Below are 17,187 nucleotides of genomic sequence, written 5' to 3'. Positions count from 1 at the left end.
TGAGATGTTGTGAAGAGGAAACAGATAACAGCGATTGTGCTCAGTGCCGTTTTGGCCTTCGGCACTGCAGGAACCAGTCTGGCGGCAGCGCCGGGCGGAGAATACCAGACAGCAGTTCTGGAAGAAGGACAGAGCAGCCAGGAAGTGACAGATGGAACCGGAGAAGAGACACAATTGCCAGGGGAAGGAGCCGGTGAAAACGACGGAACTGTAACAGAGCCTGGTCAGACTCCGGCAGAAGGAGAAGATCAGGAACCGTCAGGGTCTGATGAAACTGCAAATCCCGGCAATCCTTCAGGAGAGGAAGGAACAGAACAACCGGGAGATTCCCAGGATCAGGGTGAGTCCGGAGAAACCGGAGACGAAGGAAATACAGGCGAAAGCGGAAATCCGGAAGATCCCGGAGAAGTAGAAGAGCCGACAGCCCCGGTACTTATGTATCGTGCACATGTGCAGAGCTACGGCTGGAATGAATGGGCCGAGAATCAAGAAGATACATGGATCGGAACAGAAGGCGAGGCAAAACGTCTGGAAGCGCTGGAACTTAAAATTGACGGTGCAGAGGGCGAGGATGGAATTGAGTACCGCGCCCACGTGCAGAGCTATGGCTGGCAGGACTGGAAGAAGAACGGAGAGACTGCCGGAACAACTGGCCAGACTAAGAGACTGGAAGCTGTTCAGATCCGTCTGACAGGTACATTGGCAGATAAATATGATATTTACTACCGAACCCATGTGCAGAGTTATGGATGGCTTAACTGGACAAGCAACGGAGATAAGTCCGGAAGCCTGGGCTATGCAAAACGTTTGGAAGCTATTGAGATCTGTATTGTAGAAAAGGGAGCAGCAGCGCCGGAAGGTGAAGGTGACAGTTACAAGTATCCTGTTATTTCTTATAATGCTCATTCCCAGTCCATCGGCTGGCAGGGCGAAAGATTTAACGGACAGCAGGCCGGAGTAACCGGTCAGGCTAAAAGAATGGAAGCCATTAAAATCAAACTGCCGGACAGTGAATACGAAGGCGGAATCGAATACCAGACTCATGTGCAGTCTATTGGCTGGCAGGGGTGGAAGAAAAACGGTGAACTTGCCGGAACAACCGGTCAGGCGAAACGTCTGGAGGCCATTCAGATCCGTCTGACAGGAGATATGGCGGATTATTACGACATCTATTACCGCGCCCATGTACAGAGTTATGGATGGCTTGGCTGGACAAGTAATGGAGAGAAAGCCGGAAGCGCCGGATATGGAAAGCGTCTGGAAGCACTGGAAATCCGTCTTGTGAAAAAAGGTGATGAAGCACCTGAAATTGGCGCAGAGAGCTATAAATATCCATTGGTTTCTTATAGCGCACATTCTCAGTCTGTCGGCTGGCAGACGGCAAAATACGACAACGAAGTGGCTGGCGTAACCGGCCAGGCGAAACGTCTGGAAGCCATTAAGATCCAGATTCCGGACAATACATATGAAGGAAGTATTGAGTACCGTACCTTTGTACAGAGCTACGGATGGCAGGATTGGAAAAGAGACGGACAGATTGCCGGAACAACAGATCAGGCAAAACGGATGGAGGCTATCCAGATCCAATTGACTGGAGCGTTAAAAGACCACTACGATGTATATTACAGCGTTCATATGTCCAAGATCGGATGGATCAATTATGCATCTAACGGCGAGATCGCAGGAAGTACAGATTTGAGCAAACGGATTGAGGCAATCCGCATTCAGCTTGTAGAGAAAGGCGGGAAAGCGCCGGACACAAGCGGTCAAAAATATATTGAAGGGTACCAGGCAGCAGACTTTACCTATTCCGGAACTATACAGGGAAAAGGTGACAGCGGAGCAGTCCAGATGGGCGGAACATTGGGAACAACTGGCCAGGGAAAGAGACTGGAAAATATTACGCTGCATTTGAACCGGAGAACAGAAAACATGCCGGAAGGAGAGATTAGCTATGCTACGCATCTGTCCAGCCTGGGATGGCAGGAAGCTACCGGACTGGATACGGTAAACGGATGTACAGATGGTAAGTACGGTATGGAGGCGGTTAAAATTTCTCTGTCCGGCGACCTGGCAAAATACTATGATATCTATTACCGCGCTCATGTAGAGAAATACGGTTGGCTTGGCTGGGCGAAAAACGGACAGGCAGCTGGTACGACCGACATTGGTTACCGTCTGGAAGCACTGCAGATCAGACTGGTGTCCAAGGATGCCAATGCGCCGGGACCAAACAGCAATTACTATACGAATATGAAAAAGCGGAGATATCAAAATCCGAGTCAGTATTATCAGATTAAGGATTCCATCACCCTCACCGGAGGAGGATATAATCTTTCCTACGGCTTTGAAGGGGTAAAGGTAATGCAGGTTATCCGGAAGCTTGGCCTTGGAAGTGGAATCGGCATGGGCGGAGCTTTTTACGGAACCAATGTGCAGAATGCCGTCCGCAATTTCCAGAGGAAAAATGGTTTGAGCCAGACCGGAAATGTGGATCTTCTGACCTGGCTGAAGCTTGGATTTAACCAGGTACAGTGGGAACAGTGGGGCGCGTATGTAAGTCCTATGAAGGTGAATCGAGACAGTACGAGATCTGACCATATTGAGGCGATGATCAGCACCGCTTATTCTTACATGGGAACAGCCTATGTGATCGGAGCATCCGGCCCTCCGGGAACCGGAATCGACTGCAGTGGACTTGTGATGCAGGCTCTTTATGGAGCCGGACTTGATATTTCTCCTATCAATCCGGTAAGACACGCTCACCCGGGTTATGAGTATGAGTCGAGAAATATGTGGGCATCACCGAAGTTTAAGCATGTACCATATAGTCAGAGACAGAGGGGCGATCTGATCTTCTATCAGAACAGCTCCGGAGTAGTGATCCATGTAGCGATCTATCTTGGAAACAATCAGGTAATCGAATCCTGGCCGAATCAGGTTGTAGTATGGCCGGTACAAAACGGACAGAGATCGAATATCAAAGGAGTCGTAAGACCTTTTGTATAGAAAACCGTGGAAAATAAAGGATAGCAGGGGCATTTCCTTGCTATCCTTTATTTTTATATGGTATAATATCCGCGTAGGCAATGAACCGTGCAAAAATGTAAGAGGGACAAATGAATGCTTGCATGCAATTTGGACATCTTGCATTTTTATAGGGCGAAAGCCCGCGAGCGAGAATCCGAAGGATTCGAGCTTGCACGTTGTATGAGAAAAGAGGAAATAATGCATAAAGCGCCCGCGGGGCTTTAACAGCTCTTTTGTCAGCTTCAGAAGAAAAACGGGGATACAAATAAGGAGGAAATATATGAAAAGAAAATGGAGAAAATGGGTTGCCCTGATCCTGTGCATGGGAATGCTGTCAGGAAGCAGCATTTTAACCTATGCTGATGAACCGGCAATGGCAGAAAGCCAATCAGCGGCAGAGGAAAACACGGAACAAACGGCAGCGTCCGAAACAGAAGAGATGGACGCGGCTTTAGAAGTTTCAGAGGAAAATGAAGAAGTGCAGTCAGAAGCAGAGCAGACGGGAGAGAGTCAGACGGCCGATACATCCTCTGGGGACCAATCCGGCGCTGACGCCGGAATGTCTATGGCTGCCAAAGAAGTCTACAGTATAGATGAAAATGGAAATGTGTATCTGCTGGAAGAAGATAACGGGGGAGTTGTAGAGGAAAGCAGCGCGAGAAGATATGCCAGAGCTGCTTCAGAAAAGATCGTAAACTTCCGTGCCAATGCCAGTGGACAGACAGTCAGTGATATTACAGAATATACGGAATACAATACCGGAGAGTCCGGCTATGTATATGGCAGAAGCGGCGCTGATGCGGCTTATCTCGGGGAAGAAAACGGGAAAGTAAAATTTATGATGGCCGGGGTTGTGGGTCTGGTGGATAAATCCAAGGTTCAGGTAGTCAACCTTAGCAGCGCCAAAAGCTATAGCTGTTACTATGCCAATGGCACGAATCTTATCCATAACATTACGATGAATATGACAACACCTGGGTATGGGGGATCCGTCAATGTGGGGCCGCAGCAGTCCTATATGAAAACAGGGCAGAGTTACTACAGCTATGATGGACACTATTTCTATCAGAACTACAGTACGATGCTTTCTGATTACAGAAACAATACGAGACAAAATTCCATTAATGCAAATAGCCCGTATTATAACTATTTTCAGTACCTGCCTTTGAGAAGCCAGACAGCTTATTCCGGAAGTGCGCTGAACAATATGATCAACAAATATGCTTCCGGTAATTCCAAGATGAACAATACAGGTGCGAATTTTGTGAACCGCCAAAATTCTTACGGCACAAACGCACTTATCATGGCATCTGTGGGAGCGATTGAAAGCGGCTGGGGAAGCAGCAGTATTGCCCAGAGTAAAAACAATCTGTTCGGACTGAATGCGGTAGATTCCTCGCCGGGAGAGAGCGCTGATACATATAAAAGCGTAGACGCATGTATCCAGACATTTTCGGAGACCTATTTATCCAAGCGGTATTTAAGAGCAGGGTGGTCCTTCTATCATGGCGGATTCCTGGGAGATAAGGCAAGCGGTATGAATGTAAGCTACGCTTCCGATCCATACTGGGGTGAGAAGATTGCCAATATTGCGTGGCAGCTGGATAATGAAAACGGGCAGAAAGACCGCTATAAATACACGATCGGAATTAAAGATACTATCAATACAAAATACAATGTAGTCAATGTAAGAAAAGAGGCCAATACGGCATCCAATGTTTTGTATACAACCACAAGTTCCTCCGGGCGTTCTGTTTCCAATTATGCAGTATTAATAAAAGGAAGCAGCGGAAGCTTTTACCAGATACAGAGTGATCCGGTGCTGAACAGTGGAAGAACAGCAATCAATTCAAGTTCCGGAGCATATAACTTTTCCAATATGTATGCGTATATCAGTAAAGATTATGTGACAGTCGTATCCGGAAAAGTAAGCGGCGGCGGTGATACTCAGACACCTTCCGCCTCCGAAGGGATTACCTATTCTGTCCATGCTCAGACCTATGGCTGGATGGGAGATAAACAGGACGGAGCAATGGCCGGAACAGAAGGAGAAGCGAAGCGGCTTGAGGCTGTTAAAATCAAGCTTCGGGATCCATCGGTCAGCGGTTCAGTAAAATACAGAAGCCATATTCAAAGTATCGGCTGGACTGACTGGAAGTCCGACGGCGCTATGTCCGGGACAGAAGGCCAGGCAAAGCGGATGGAAGCAATCCGGATTCAGCTGACAGGAAAGATGGCAGAAAAGTATGATATTTATTACCGGGTACACTGCCAGACTTACGGCTGGCTCGACTGGGCGAAAAACGGAGAGACAGCAGGAACGACAGACGGGGCAAAACGAATGGAGGCATTGGAGATCCGGCTTGTGAAGAAAGGCGGGACAGCTCCGGGAGAGACCATGCGTACTTATGTGCAGCCGCTGCTGCAGTATCAGACTCACGTACAAAGTTATGGCTGGCAGGAAATAGCAGAAGGCGGCGTAAAGGCTGGTACGGAAGGCCAGGTAAAGCGGATGGAGGCGCTGAAGCTTTCTCTTGTAAACCAGCAGTACAGCGGGAATATAGAGTATAAGGTACATGTACAAACCTATGGCTGGATGAACACGATGCGAAACGGCGCGCTTGCAGGAACGACAGGCCAGGCAAAGCGGATGGAAGCAGTGCAGATCCAGTTGACAGGCCAGATGGCAAAGCAGTATGATATTTATTATCGGGTACATTCCCAGAGTTATGGCTGGCTTGGCTGGGCCAAAAACGGTGAATCTGCCGGGACAGAAGGTCTTGCAAAGCGAATGGAAGCCATTCAGATCGTTCTTGTGAAAAAAGGCGGAGAAGCTCCGGGAAGTACAGATCAAAGATTTGTAAAAGCATAAGATATAAAAGGGAAGAATCAGAGAAAAAAGGAGGAGTTTACATTGAAAAGAAACTGGAAGAGACTGACAGCGCTGGCTTTGGCAGTATGCCTGACGGCCGGAATGGCATTTTCAGTAGACTTTAGCAGTAATGCGGCAGAAAATGACGGAACAGCTGCAGTTTCAGAAGAAAATGGAACAGAAGCGCCTGCGACCGGACAGGATGATACAGCCTCTGATCAGGAGACAGGCAGCGGTTCAGAGGGGAGCGGCACGGAAACAGAAGGGACCACTGAAGATTCGGCTGAAACTTCTGACGGGACAGGAGACAATGCGGCAGTAAGCACAGAAGAGAGTGGGGAAACAGAAGAACAAGCATCCAATGAAGCGGCAGAAGAGCAGTCAGAAGAAGAACCACAGACTCGTCTGGCAAACAGCTGGAGATACTCCAACGGTCAGCCGATTCAGAGCAAAACGGCAAGATCAGCACGTGCAGTTTCCAATGCCTGGGAAAAGGTAAATGGAAGATATGTTAACTCCTATGGAGATCCTATTCCGGGAGCGCAGCTGAAAGGAGTGGATGTCAGTTTTTGGCAAGGGAAAATTGATTGGGCAAAAGCTAAAGCAGATGGTGTGGAATTTGCCATTATCCAATTAGGTTGGCATGCAAATAATTCCAGCCATGTGGATGACTGGTTTGAATACAATGTTTCCGAGTGTGAGAGGCTGGGTATTCCATATGGCGTATACCTCTATTCTTATATTACAACGACGGCAGGAGCTACAAATGCTGCAAATTTTGTATTAAATCAATTAAAAGGGCATACTCTTTCCTATCCGGTATATCTGGATCTGGAAGATAATAGTACGATCAATACAAACCATGGCGCCATTGCCCAGACTTTCTTAAATAAAATTACGGCAGCTGGTTACAGAGGTGGCGTCTATGCTAATCTGAACTGGTGGAATAATTATCTGACAAGTTCCGTTTTTGACAATGCGGCATGGTCAAAATGGGTGGCACAGTATAATTATGAGTGTAATTATACAGGTACTTATGATATGTGGCAGTGTACCTCTTCAGGTAAAGTTGACGGAATTTCCGGCAATGCAGATCTCAACTTCTGGATGGTGAAGACCTATGATCAGCAGCCGATAGAAGTAGAAGATCCTAATATTATCAGCTATTCGTCTCATATGCAGACATTTGGCTGGCAGCCGACGGTTCAGAACGGATATCAGACCGGAGTGACGGGGTATTACAAACGACTGGAGGCTGTAAAGATCAGCGTCGGTGACGGATATGGTGATCTGGGAGTAAAATACAGCACCCATGTCCAAAGTTACGGTTGGCTGGATTACGTGGAAAACGGAGCAACTTCGGGAACAACCGGGGAAGCGAAGCGAGTGGAGGCTATTAAGATTGAGCTGACGGGAACGGAAGCCCAGAATTATGATATTTATTATCGGGCTCACTGTCAGACATACGGCTGGCTTGACTGGGCGAAGAACGGAGAGGCGGCCGGAACCCAGGGTTATGCGAAGCGGCTGGAAGCTATTCAGATCGTTGTAGTTCCGAAAGGATCAGAGGCTCCGGGAAGCACTGAAAAACCATTTGAAAAGAAACCGATGGCTGTGAAATATCAGACGTATGTAAACGGATCCGGATGGCAGGCAGCAGTGGAAAACGGAGTGACTAATGGAACAACGGGTCAGGCAAAATCTTTGGAGGCTTTGAAAGTTGCCATTACAGATTCTGACTATACCGGCGGAGTGAAATATGAAACTTACATGCAGACATACGGCTGGAATGGAGAAAAGTCTAACTGGGCGGAGGCAGGACTTGCCGGAGGCGGTAAGCGTCTGGAAGCGGTAAGAATGTCTCTGGAAGGTGAGATAGCAGAACATTATGACATTTATTACCGCGCTTATGTGCAGAGCTATGGATGGCTTGACTGGGCGAAAAACGGTCAGGAAGCCGGAACTTTTGATTATGCAAAGAGAATGGAAGCCATTCAGATTAAACTGGTGGAAAAAGGCGGAGCAGCGCCGGGAGAGACAGATACTCCGAGCAAGCAGGCAGTTTTAAAATACAGTACCCATGTCCAGACTTATGGCTGGAAGGGATGGAGCTTTGACGGAGAGCAGAGCGGAACAACAGGCCAGGCGAAACGTCTGGAAGCGATAAAGATTGATTTTGCTAATTCAAAATATGCAGGAAAGCTTCGCTACAAAACTCATGTACAGACCTACGGTTGGGAGGATAATTGGACAAAAGGCGGACAGATTGCCGGAACAACAGGTCAGGCAAAACGCCTGGAGGCGATTCAGATTGAACTGACAGATGAGATGGCAGAGCAGTACGACATTTATTACCGTGTACACTCCCAGACCTATGGCTGGCTCGGCTGGGCGAAAAACGGTGAATCTGCCGGAACAGAGGGACTGGCAAAACGTCTGGAAGCTATTGAGATCCGGCTGGTAGAAAAAGGCGGAGCAGCGCCGGGAAGCACAGAGCAGGCTTTTATAAAGGGTGAATAAAAAAGAAAATTATCGAGGTGAGAGAAGTTGAGGCGTTTAAAAGGAGTGACAGCCATTGTGCTGAGTGCATTTCTGATCTTTGGAAGTGCGGGAAGTGCTCTGGCATCAGAGGGAACAGTAACCAGTGCTCCAGTTACTTCAGGCACCGCAGATAACAGCTTAGAGGATCAGACGGAAAATGGCGGCGTTACGGGGGAAACGGGTTTGGAGGAAACAGAACCTGAAACTGGAGATGAACAGAAAGAGACAGATTATACTACAGATCAAGGCGAAACTGAAAAAGCAGAAAGCGACGAAACGAAGGATTCTTCTGTAGGGGTGACAAATTCCGGAGATACAGTAACAGAGGCTCCTACTGCAGGAGAAGAGACAGGCACAGACGGAACTGGTGAGGAAACTGAAGAGGGAAATGAACAGGATAAGCCGGAGGAAGAACAGATTCCTAAGCTTTCCTATCGTGTCCATGTTCAGAGCAGCGGCTGGAACAACTGGACAGAAAACAGTGGAATCATCGGTACAACCGGAAAAGGGAAAAGACTGGAAGCGATTCAGTTGAAGGTTGAAATGCCGGAACAGGGAGCAACGGAAACACCTGTAGAAGGAACGGATCCAGGAGCAACAGGGCTGGACGCAGCAGAGGTGGCTACGGAAGAGCCGGAGCAGTCGGCTGGAATCGAGTACCGTGTTCATGCCCAGAGCTATGGCTGGATGGACTGGGTGAAAGACGGCGCACAGGCCGGAACCACAGGCCAGGGGAAACGATTGGAAGCCATTCAGATCCGTCTGACCGGTTCTCTGGCTGATCAATATGATATTTACTATCGTGCACATGTAGAAAGTTATGGCTGGCTGAATTGGACAGCTAATGGAGAAAAGTCCGGAAGCCTGGGCTATGGAAAACGGATGGAGGCCCTGGAGATTCGTCTTGTAAAGAAAGGGGAGGCAGCTCCGACAGGTGAGGGAGACAGCTATAAATACCCTGATCTTTCCTATCAGGCCCATGTACAGTCTGTTGGTTGGCAGGCAGAGAAATTTAACGGACAGACAGCCGGAGTGACCGGGCAAGCCAAGAGAATGGAAGCCATTAAAATCAAACTGCCGGACAGCGAGTATGAAGGCGGAATTGAATATCAGACACATGTACAATCTATTGGCTGGCAGGGCTGGAAGAGGGACGGACAGATTGCCGGAACTACCGGACAAAAGAAGCGCCTGGAAGCAATCCAGATTCGGTTGACCGGTGAGATGGCAAATCAGTATGATGTTTATTATCGTGCCCATGTACAGAGTTTTGGTTGGCTTGGTTGGGCGAAAAACGGCGAAGAAGCCGGAACCTTGGGCTATGGCAAGCGGATGGAAGCGTTAGAGATCCGGCTGATAAAGAAAGGGGAAGATGCGCCTGCACAGACAGCGGAAAGCTTTAAGTATCCTCTTGTATCTTACCAGGCACATTCACAGTCTGTAGGATGGCAGGAGATAAAAGCTGATAACGATATTGCCGGAGTAACCGGAAAAGGCAAGAGAATGGAAGCTATTAAAATTCAGCTTCCGAATATTGGATACGAAGGAAGTATTGAATACCGCACTTATGTACAGTCCATCGGCTGGCAAGGCTGGAAGAAAGACGGACAGATTGCCGGAACCACTAATCAGGCAAAACGAATTGAGGCTATTGAGATTAAGCTGAGCGGGGAAGTGGCAGAGCACTATGACGTATATTATAGTATCCACATGTCGAAGATTGGCTGGACAAATTACGCAGTAAATGGCGAAACTGCCGGAAGTACTGACTTAAGCAAGCGAATTGAGGCCATTAAGATCCAATTGGTAGAAAAAGGCGGAAAAGCTCCGAATACAAGCGGAACAAAGTTTATCGAGGGATATAAATCCAGCGACATGTACTACAGTGGAACAATCCAGGGAAAAGGCAACAGCGGAAATGTTCAGATGGGTGGAACGCTTGGAACAACAGGTCAGAGTAAACGCCTGGAGAATATTACTGTTACGTTGAACCGCAGGACAGAGGCAATGCCTTCCGGAACTATTAAATATGCAGTGCATCTTTCAAAAACCGGGTGGACCGGCTGGTCGGAGGCGGGAAAAGTTTCCGGATGTACAGACGGCTCTAAAGGGATAGAGGCTGTGAAGTTTAGTCTGTCAGGCGACCTTTCCAAATATTATGATATTTATTATCGTACCTATGTACAGAAATATGGCTGGCTTGGCTGGGCGAAAAACGGGCAGGCAGCAGGAACTTCAAAAATCGGCTACAGACTGGAAGCATTACAGATCAGACTGGTTTCCAAGGATGCCAGCGCACCGGGATCCAATAGGAATTATTATACAGAACAAAGAATTGTATCAGGGCCGGATGCAGGAATGTATGCACGTGCAAACCTTTACAGCAGTTCAACGCCATACATTATCATGGTTGACAGAGGAAACCGGAAGGTTGGCGTATACCAGGGCTGGAGAGGAGCATGGAAAAACGTAAAATACTGGTCCTGTACAGTGGGAGCACCAAGCACGCCTACAGTTTCCGGAGTCTTTAAAGTGGGAAGCAGAGGATATTATTTCAATTCCGGAAATGTACGCTGTTTCTGGTGGACACAGTTCTATGGTGATTACCTGTTCCATTCTACTACTTATTATCATAATGGAGCAGTAGCAGACAGCAGGCTCGGGCTCGCGTTATCTCATGGATGTGTGCGTTTGAATATCAACAATGCAAAATGGATTTATGATACAGTTCCAACTGGGTCAACAGTAGTTGTGTATAACTAGACATAACCGAAAAAGCAGAAAAGAATGGGCGATAGAGCTGTATATCCCTGTTCTTTTCTGTTATTTAAAAATAAAATTAAATTCAGAGGGAATGAATGAAAAGAAAAGGGAAAATAATTGGCATATGGATTTTGGCGGCAATTATGTGGCTTACATTTTGCCCATCCAATCTTTATGCAGAGGAAACAGAAAAAATAGCAATAGAAAAAATGGAGGAATTTTCCTCATGTGAATATCCTGTAGGAACATCAAAAGAAGATATTGTTGCGGGGCTGCCGGAAACAATTACGGGATATGATGCTGCCGGAAAGGAATATGAGCTGGAAGTCACATGGGAAATACCGGAAGATTTCTATACAGATGTTCCCGGTGAATATGTATTTCGTCCAGTTTTATCGGAAGATGGCTATTTATATGCAGCAGAGGGAATGCCGGAACTGCATATTACCATTTTAGAAGAACAGGCAGAAGAGAGGGAAAATGAATTATCTAATGCGCCGGAAGGTCAGGGCGTAGAGGAAAGAACAGTAAATATGGGAGGAGAGTTGGCTCCTGCAGAGCTGAAAATCAACCTTCTTGACCAGCCTTGGGGCGTTACAAAAAGTGATCTGTCTTTTTCCTGGGAGAACAGTCTGTCTGGAAATATGGGAAAGCAATCTGCTTATAGAATTGTAATTTCCCAACGAGAGGATCAGCTAAATAAAGGAGAATATGTTTTTGATTCGGGATGGAAGGACGGTTCTGAGAATACCTCTGTGCTGATGGATCTTTCAGGAGTATTAAAAGATGATGAATTGTATTACTGGCAGGTACAGATAAAAAATTCGGACGGTGTGGAGGGACCTCTTTCTCTTCCACAGGCATTTTCTACAGAGACAAGCTGGACGAGCAGGCAGGGAATATGGGGAAGTGAAGGAAAGCGGATTGTCTTCTTGAGAAGAGAATTGGATATTCCGACTAATGCGGAAAAGGTGGTTTTAAGCGCAACTGCTTTAGATGGAACAAGGTCAAGGCAGTATGTGTATAATCTGTATGTAAATGGTACAGAGATCGGACTTGGTCCTACCAGACCAAATGGAAAACAGCTGGATTATGATACTTACGATATTACAGACTATGTAGAAAGCGGGAAAAACACTATAGGTGTGATTGCCTATTCAGAAAACAACTCAGCTTTCCTTTGTCAAATGACAGCTTATTTATCGGATGGCTCAAAACAAGTGATAACAAATACGGGATATGACAGAGCAAACTGGCGGGCTTTAGATGGAGATGATATTTTTATCGGTTCATCTAACAGCTCTATAGGTACAAGCTATTATACTGCAGTACAGGACAATATTAATGCATCATTATATCCTGCCGGCTGGAACAAAACCGGATTTCATGCATCAAATTGGAAAACCCCAACATTAAACAGTCGTTTTGAAGGGTATACGCTCCAGCCTTCCCAGAATGATATTTATAAACATTGTGAAGTGACACCGAAGTCTGTGCAAAGAAAATCAGATGGCTCTTATCTGGTGGACTTTGGAAAAGAGATTATAGGAACAATCCGGTTAAATATCAACGGAAGAAGTGCCAATGTTACATTCCAGTATGGAGAAGAACTGGATCAGAATGGGAATGCAAAATATAAAATGGCAACCGGGAATACCTACCAGGAAACGTGGAAGCTGAAAAACGGGCAGCAGAATCTTTCAGGCATCGGAATGAAGGCTTTCCGCTATGTTACAATCAGAAATATGCCGGTAAGCTTGACGAAGGATCAGATTACAGGCTTGACAGTGCGGAGTGCGTTTGATGAAGAAGCATCGGATTTTGAGTCATCCAACAGTGTTCTGAATGATATCTATGATATGACGAAGTACACCAGTAAAATGACAACACAGGGGTTGTATGTGGATACGCAGAGCAGAGAACGATTGGCTTATGAGGGCGATGCACTGATCACAGGTATGACAAGTTTTAGTTATTCGCCAACGTCTACAGCTTTTAAATATTCTGCAGAATATCTTCTCAATAATACAACCTGGCCGTCGGAATACTCCCTGTACAATATTATGGCCATATATCAGCACTATCTCTATACAGGAGATAAGCGTATGCTGGAAGAGTCTTATCAGGCTCTGAAGAGTAAAACAATGGAACAGTTTTTTGATCAGTCCCAAGGATTGATGAAAAGAGCCACAACTTCATTTCAGCATATTATGGTAGACTGGCCGGCAACGGATATTGACGGTTATAAGACGACAGATGCATATTATAATACTGTGTTCAATGCAGTGTGCGTGGGCGGTTATGAAGATATGGCATCCATTGCAGCGGCTTTGGGGAAGGAAAGTGATCAGACCTATTATCAGAATCTTGCAGATACGATCCGGACGAATATGATCCAGAAGCTTTACAATAGCCAGACAGGCGAGTTCTATGATGGCTTGAAGCAGGATGGTTCAGTAGTACGGCATTCGGCGCAGCATGCGACGGCATATGCGCTTGCTTTTGATATTTATAACAGCCAGGGTATGTCTGACAAAATGGCTTCAGCAATAGAAGCAGACGGCGAATTGAAGATGAGCGTATATGGCAGCTATTTTCTGCTGCAGGGGCTGTACAACAGTAACCATGGCACTTTGGCCAGAAAAATCATGTCAAATCCAGATGACGAGATGGGAGTCAGAAGCTGGGCTTATATGATGTATAGCCTGGAATCTACAATTACAGCGGAAGCCTGGAATTATGCGAATAAGCCAAATATGAGTTTAAGCCATGCCTGGGGTTCGGCGCCAGGCAGTATGCTGGTGCGGGGAATGTTCGGTATTCAGCCTACATCGCCAGGATTTGGAACTTTTGATATGAAAATCCAGCCAGGCGGCGTTCAGACGGCATCTGTAAAAGTTCCTACAATGAAAGGAGAAATTGAGGGCTCCTATACAATAGGAGGATCTGGGAATATTACCTGTCATATAAAGGTTCCGGCAAATGCAACGGCTAATCTGTATGTGCCTGTAGGAACAGGAAGCGGAGCGGTTTCTGTCAATGGAAATGCAGTAACGACATTGCAGGATAAAGCGGGGTATACGGGATGTATGCTGGAAGGCGGAGAATATACGGTTGAGATACAGGCAGGGATTGCTGTAGATGGATCGGAAGTTGTAGAAACAGATGTTGTAACAGATGTTTATTCTGGTGGTTCATGGGCAGGAGAAAAGACAAATGGTTTGATCCAGGGAGATATCGGCGGAGATAATATCGAAGCAATAAAAGCCAGGATTAAAAATGCGTCTGTTTCAGGAGGAATAAAATACAATTCCTATATGCAGTCTTATGGATGGCAGAAAGAATGCAGCGATGGGCAAGTCAGCGGCATGCCAGATGGAAATAAGCGTCTGGAAGCTATTACAATGGAATTGACAGGAGAGTTAAATTCACAGTATGACATTTATTACAGAGTATATGTAAAAGACTGGGGATGGATGGATTGGGCGCAGAATGGTGAGCCGGCGGGATCCTCCGGTTATGCAAAAAGTATTCTGGCTTTGGATACAAGACTGGTAAAAAAAGGGGAATCAGCTCCTGGTGACCGGGAACAACCATATAAGACAACAGACAGAATGGTGGCGTACAATACGCATGTGCAGAGTTATGGCTGGCAGGCAGAAGTAGGAGATGGAGACATTTCTGGAACTGTGGGCGAAGCGAAGCGTCTGGAAGAAATCAAAATCAGTGTACATGTACCAAATGTATCCGGTGATGTTCAATACAGTACACATGTACAGAGCTATGGATGGCAAAACTGGGTGAAGAACGGACAGGAGTCAGGCACAAGCGGAGAAGCCAAACGTCTGGAAGCTATTAAGATAAAATTGACTGGAGAATTGGCAGAAAAGTATGACATCTATTATCGTGTACATGCCCAGAGTTATGGATGGCTTGGCTGGGCAAAAAGTGGAGAAGAGGCCGGAACGGAAGGAATGGCGAAACGCCTGGAAGCGATACAGATTCGTCTGGTAAAGAAAGGCAGTTCAGCCCCCGGAAATACTTCCGGACATTTTATCACTCCCAAGGTGACTTATAATACCCATGTCCAGAGTTACGGTTGGCAATCAACGGTATATGATGGAGGAATATCTGGAACAGAGGGGGCAGCGAAACGCCTGGAAGCTATTAAAATTCAGCTGTATAATCCGGAGACATCTGGAGATATCCAGTATAGTACCCATGTGCAGAGTTATGGCTGGCAAGGTTGGGTGAAGAATGGCCAGATATCAGGTACCAGTGGTCAGGCGAAACGTCTGGAAGCTATTAAAATCAAGCTGACTGGAAAAATGGCGGAAAAGTATGATGTATACTACCGTGTACATGCTCAGAGTTATGGCTGGCTCGGCTGGGCGAAGAATGGAGAAGAAGCGGGAACGGAAGGAATGGCAAAGCGCCTGGAGGCGATACAGGTTGAATTGGTAGAAAAAGGTGGTAAAGCGCCCGGAACAACGTCTGGTCATTTCCATTCAGCACAGGTAGCATACAAGACTCACGTTCAGAGTTATGGCTGGCAGTCAGATGTATTTAACGGAGCTACATCAGGAACCGTAGGAAAGGCGAAACGCCTGGAAGCTATTACAATCAGAAATGCTGTTTCCGGAGTACAGGGAAATATTCTGTATCGTACTCATGTACAAACCTATGGCTGGGAAAGTTCATGGAAGAAAAATGGCCAGATATCAGGCACAAGCGGTCAGGCCAAACGTCTGGAAGCAATCTGCATTAAATTAGATGGAGAGCTTGCAGAAAAATATGATGTATATTATCGGGTACATGTAGAAAGTCATGGTTGGCTTGGATGGGCAAAGAACGGGGAGCCAGCTGGAACGGAAGGAATGGCTAAGCGTCTGGAAGGAATACAGATCCAGTATGTAGAAAAGGGTGGTAAAGAGCCCGGAAGTACAGACAAGCCGTATTTGAAGTGAGAATAATTACTAATTTGGGACGGGGGTTAGATAAAAATCCCGTCCCAAATTAAAATGTGAACTTTATTTTGTTTCAAATAAATGCGTGATATGTATTTAATTGAGACTAAAATTCCCCTTCTTCCCCTTCTATGAGAACATTATAAACTATGCAAAGTTAATGGCATAGAGGTTGTTTCATACGCTGAATAGTGTTATAATCCTCTAGGAAACTTAAGGATTTAGATTATTGAAAAACGTATCAATAGGATATAAGAAGATATATAATACCGAAAGACAGTAGTATGAGTGATAAAGTAGTAAAGCAGAAATCAATTACAATTAATTTGATAGCGAATGGGATCAAGACTTTGATGTCTGTCTTATTTCCCTTAATTACCTTTCCCTATGCTTCTAGAGTGTTGGGGGCAGCGGGCATTGGAAAGGTGAATTATGCGAGTTCTATTATATCATATTTTTCATTGTTTGCTGCATTGGGAATCAGTACCTATGCGGTTCGTGAAGGTTCCCGAATTAGAGATGATAAAGAGAGATTTAATAAATTTGCAAAAGAAATGTTGAATATAAACCTTATGACAACATTTCTTTCCTATATTTGTCTGGTGATTTTTTTGTGCCTCCCTGTTTTGTCTAATTATAAAAACTTACTAATTATTTTTAGTGTAGGAATTGTTTTTACAACAATTGGTATGGAATGGCTTTTTATTATAAAGGAGGAGTATGCTTATATAACTAAGAGAGCTATTTTGTTTCAATTTGTTTCTCTTGCATTGCTTTTTTTACTAGTTAGGAGCAAAGAAGACTATGTATGGTATGCTTCCTTGACAGTTATTTCGTCAGGCGGATCGGCAATTCTTAATTTTTTCTACTCTAGAAAGTTTGTAGATTGGAGAAAAAAATATCATTGTGAGTATAGAAAACATATTAAACCTATTTTATTGATTTTTGGAACGAGTCTGGCACCAAGCATAGTTGTATCCATAGTCATATAAATACTTGATGCCAGAGATCGGA

General features: G+C 45.8%; 6 protein-coding genes. All 6 read left to right on the top strand.

Annotated elements, in window-relative coordinates:
• Positions 1-9: 9 nt before the first annotated feature.
• The 6 genes from WJ238_RS06875 (at position 10) to WJ238_RS06850 (ending at position 17,165) form a co-directional block, all read left to right on the top strand.
• Complete coding sequence (locus WJ238_RS06875) at positions 10-3,009, top strand: NlpC/P60 family protein (RefSeq protein ID WP_337606512.1); 3,000 nt, start codon at positions 10-12, stop codon at positions 3,007-3,009.
• Between the two features lie 301 nt (positions 3,010-3,310).
• A complete protein-coding gene (locus WJ238_RS06870) occupies positions 3,311-5,902 on the top strand; it encodes a glucosaminidase domain-containing protein (RefSeq protein ID WP_337606510.1) in 2,592 nt (863 codons plus the stop codon).
• Between the two features lie 42 nt (positions 5,903-5,944).
• A complete protein-coding gene (locus WJ238_RS06865) occupies positions 5,945-8,422 on the top strand; it encodes a GH25 family lysozyme (protein ID WP_337606508.1) in 2,478 nt (825 codons plus the stop codon).
• 27 nt (positions 8,423-8,449) lie between these two features.
• Positions 8,450-11,206 (top strand): L,D-transpeptidase family protein, encoded by a 2,757-nt coding sequence (locus WJ238_RS06860; protein ID WP_337606507.1) that lies wholly within the window; start codon positions 8,450-8,452, stop codon positions 11,204-11,206.
• Between the two features lie 95 nt (positions 11,207-11,301).
• Positions 11,302-16,173, top strand: a complete 4,872-nt coding sequence (locus tag WJ238_RS06855; protein ID WP_337606506.1) for a family 78 glycoside hydrolase catalytic domain — start codon at positions 11,302-11,304, stop codon at positions 16,171-16,173.
• A 284-nt stretch (positions 16,174-16,457) separates the two neighbouring features.
• Complete coding sequence (locus WJ238_RS06850) at positions 16,458-17,165, top strand: oligosaccharide flippase family protein (protein ID WP_337606505.1); 708 nt, start codon at positions 16,458-16,460, stop codon at positions 17,163-17,165.
• The last annotated feature ends 22 nt before the right edge of the window (positions 17,166-17,187 follow it).

Origin of the sequence: Claveliimonas sp. (assembly GCF_037273965.1) — a bacterium.
GTDB classification, from domain to species: domain Bacteria; phylum Bacillota; class Clostridia; order Lachnospirales; family Lachnospiraceae; genus Claveliimonas; species Claveliimonas bilis.
The sequence above is the reverse complement of the archived record's forward strand: the minus strand, read 5'-3'. Positions and strand labels throughout refer to the sequence as shown.

What these genes read in the sequence shown, in the direction of transcription:
- WJ238_RS06870 (WP_337606510.1), top strand. Translation starts at nt 3,311, where the DNA reads ATGAAAAGAAAATGGAGAAAATGGGTTGCCCTGATCCTGTGCATGGGA.
- WJ238_RS06855 (WP_337606506.1), top strand. Translation starts at nt 11,302, where the DNA reads ATGAAAAGAAAAGGGAAAATAATTGGCATATGGATTTTGGCGGCAATT.
- WJ238_RS06850 (WP_337606505.1), top strand. Translation starts at nt 16,458, where the DNA reads ATGAGTGATAAAGTAGTAAAGCAGAAATCAATTACAATTAATTTGATA.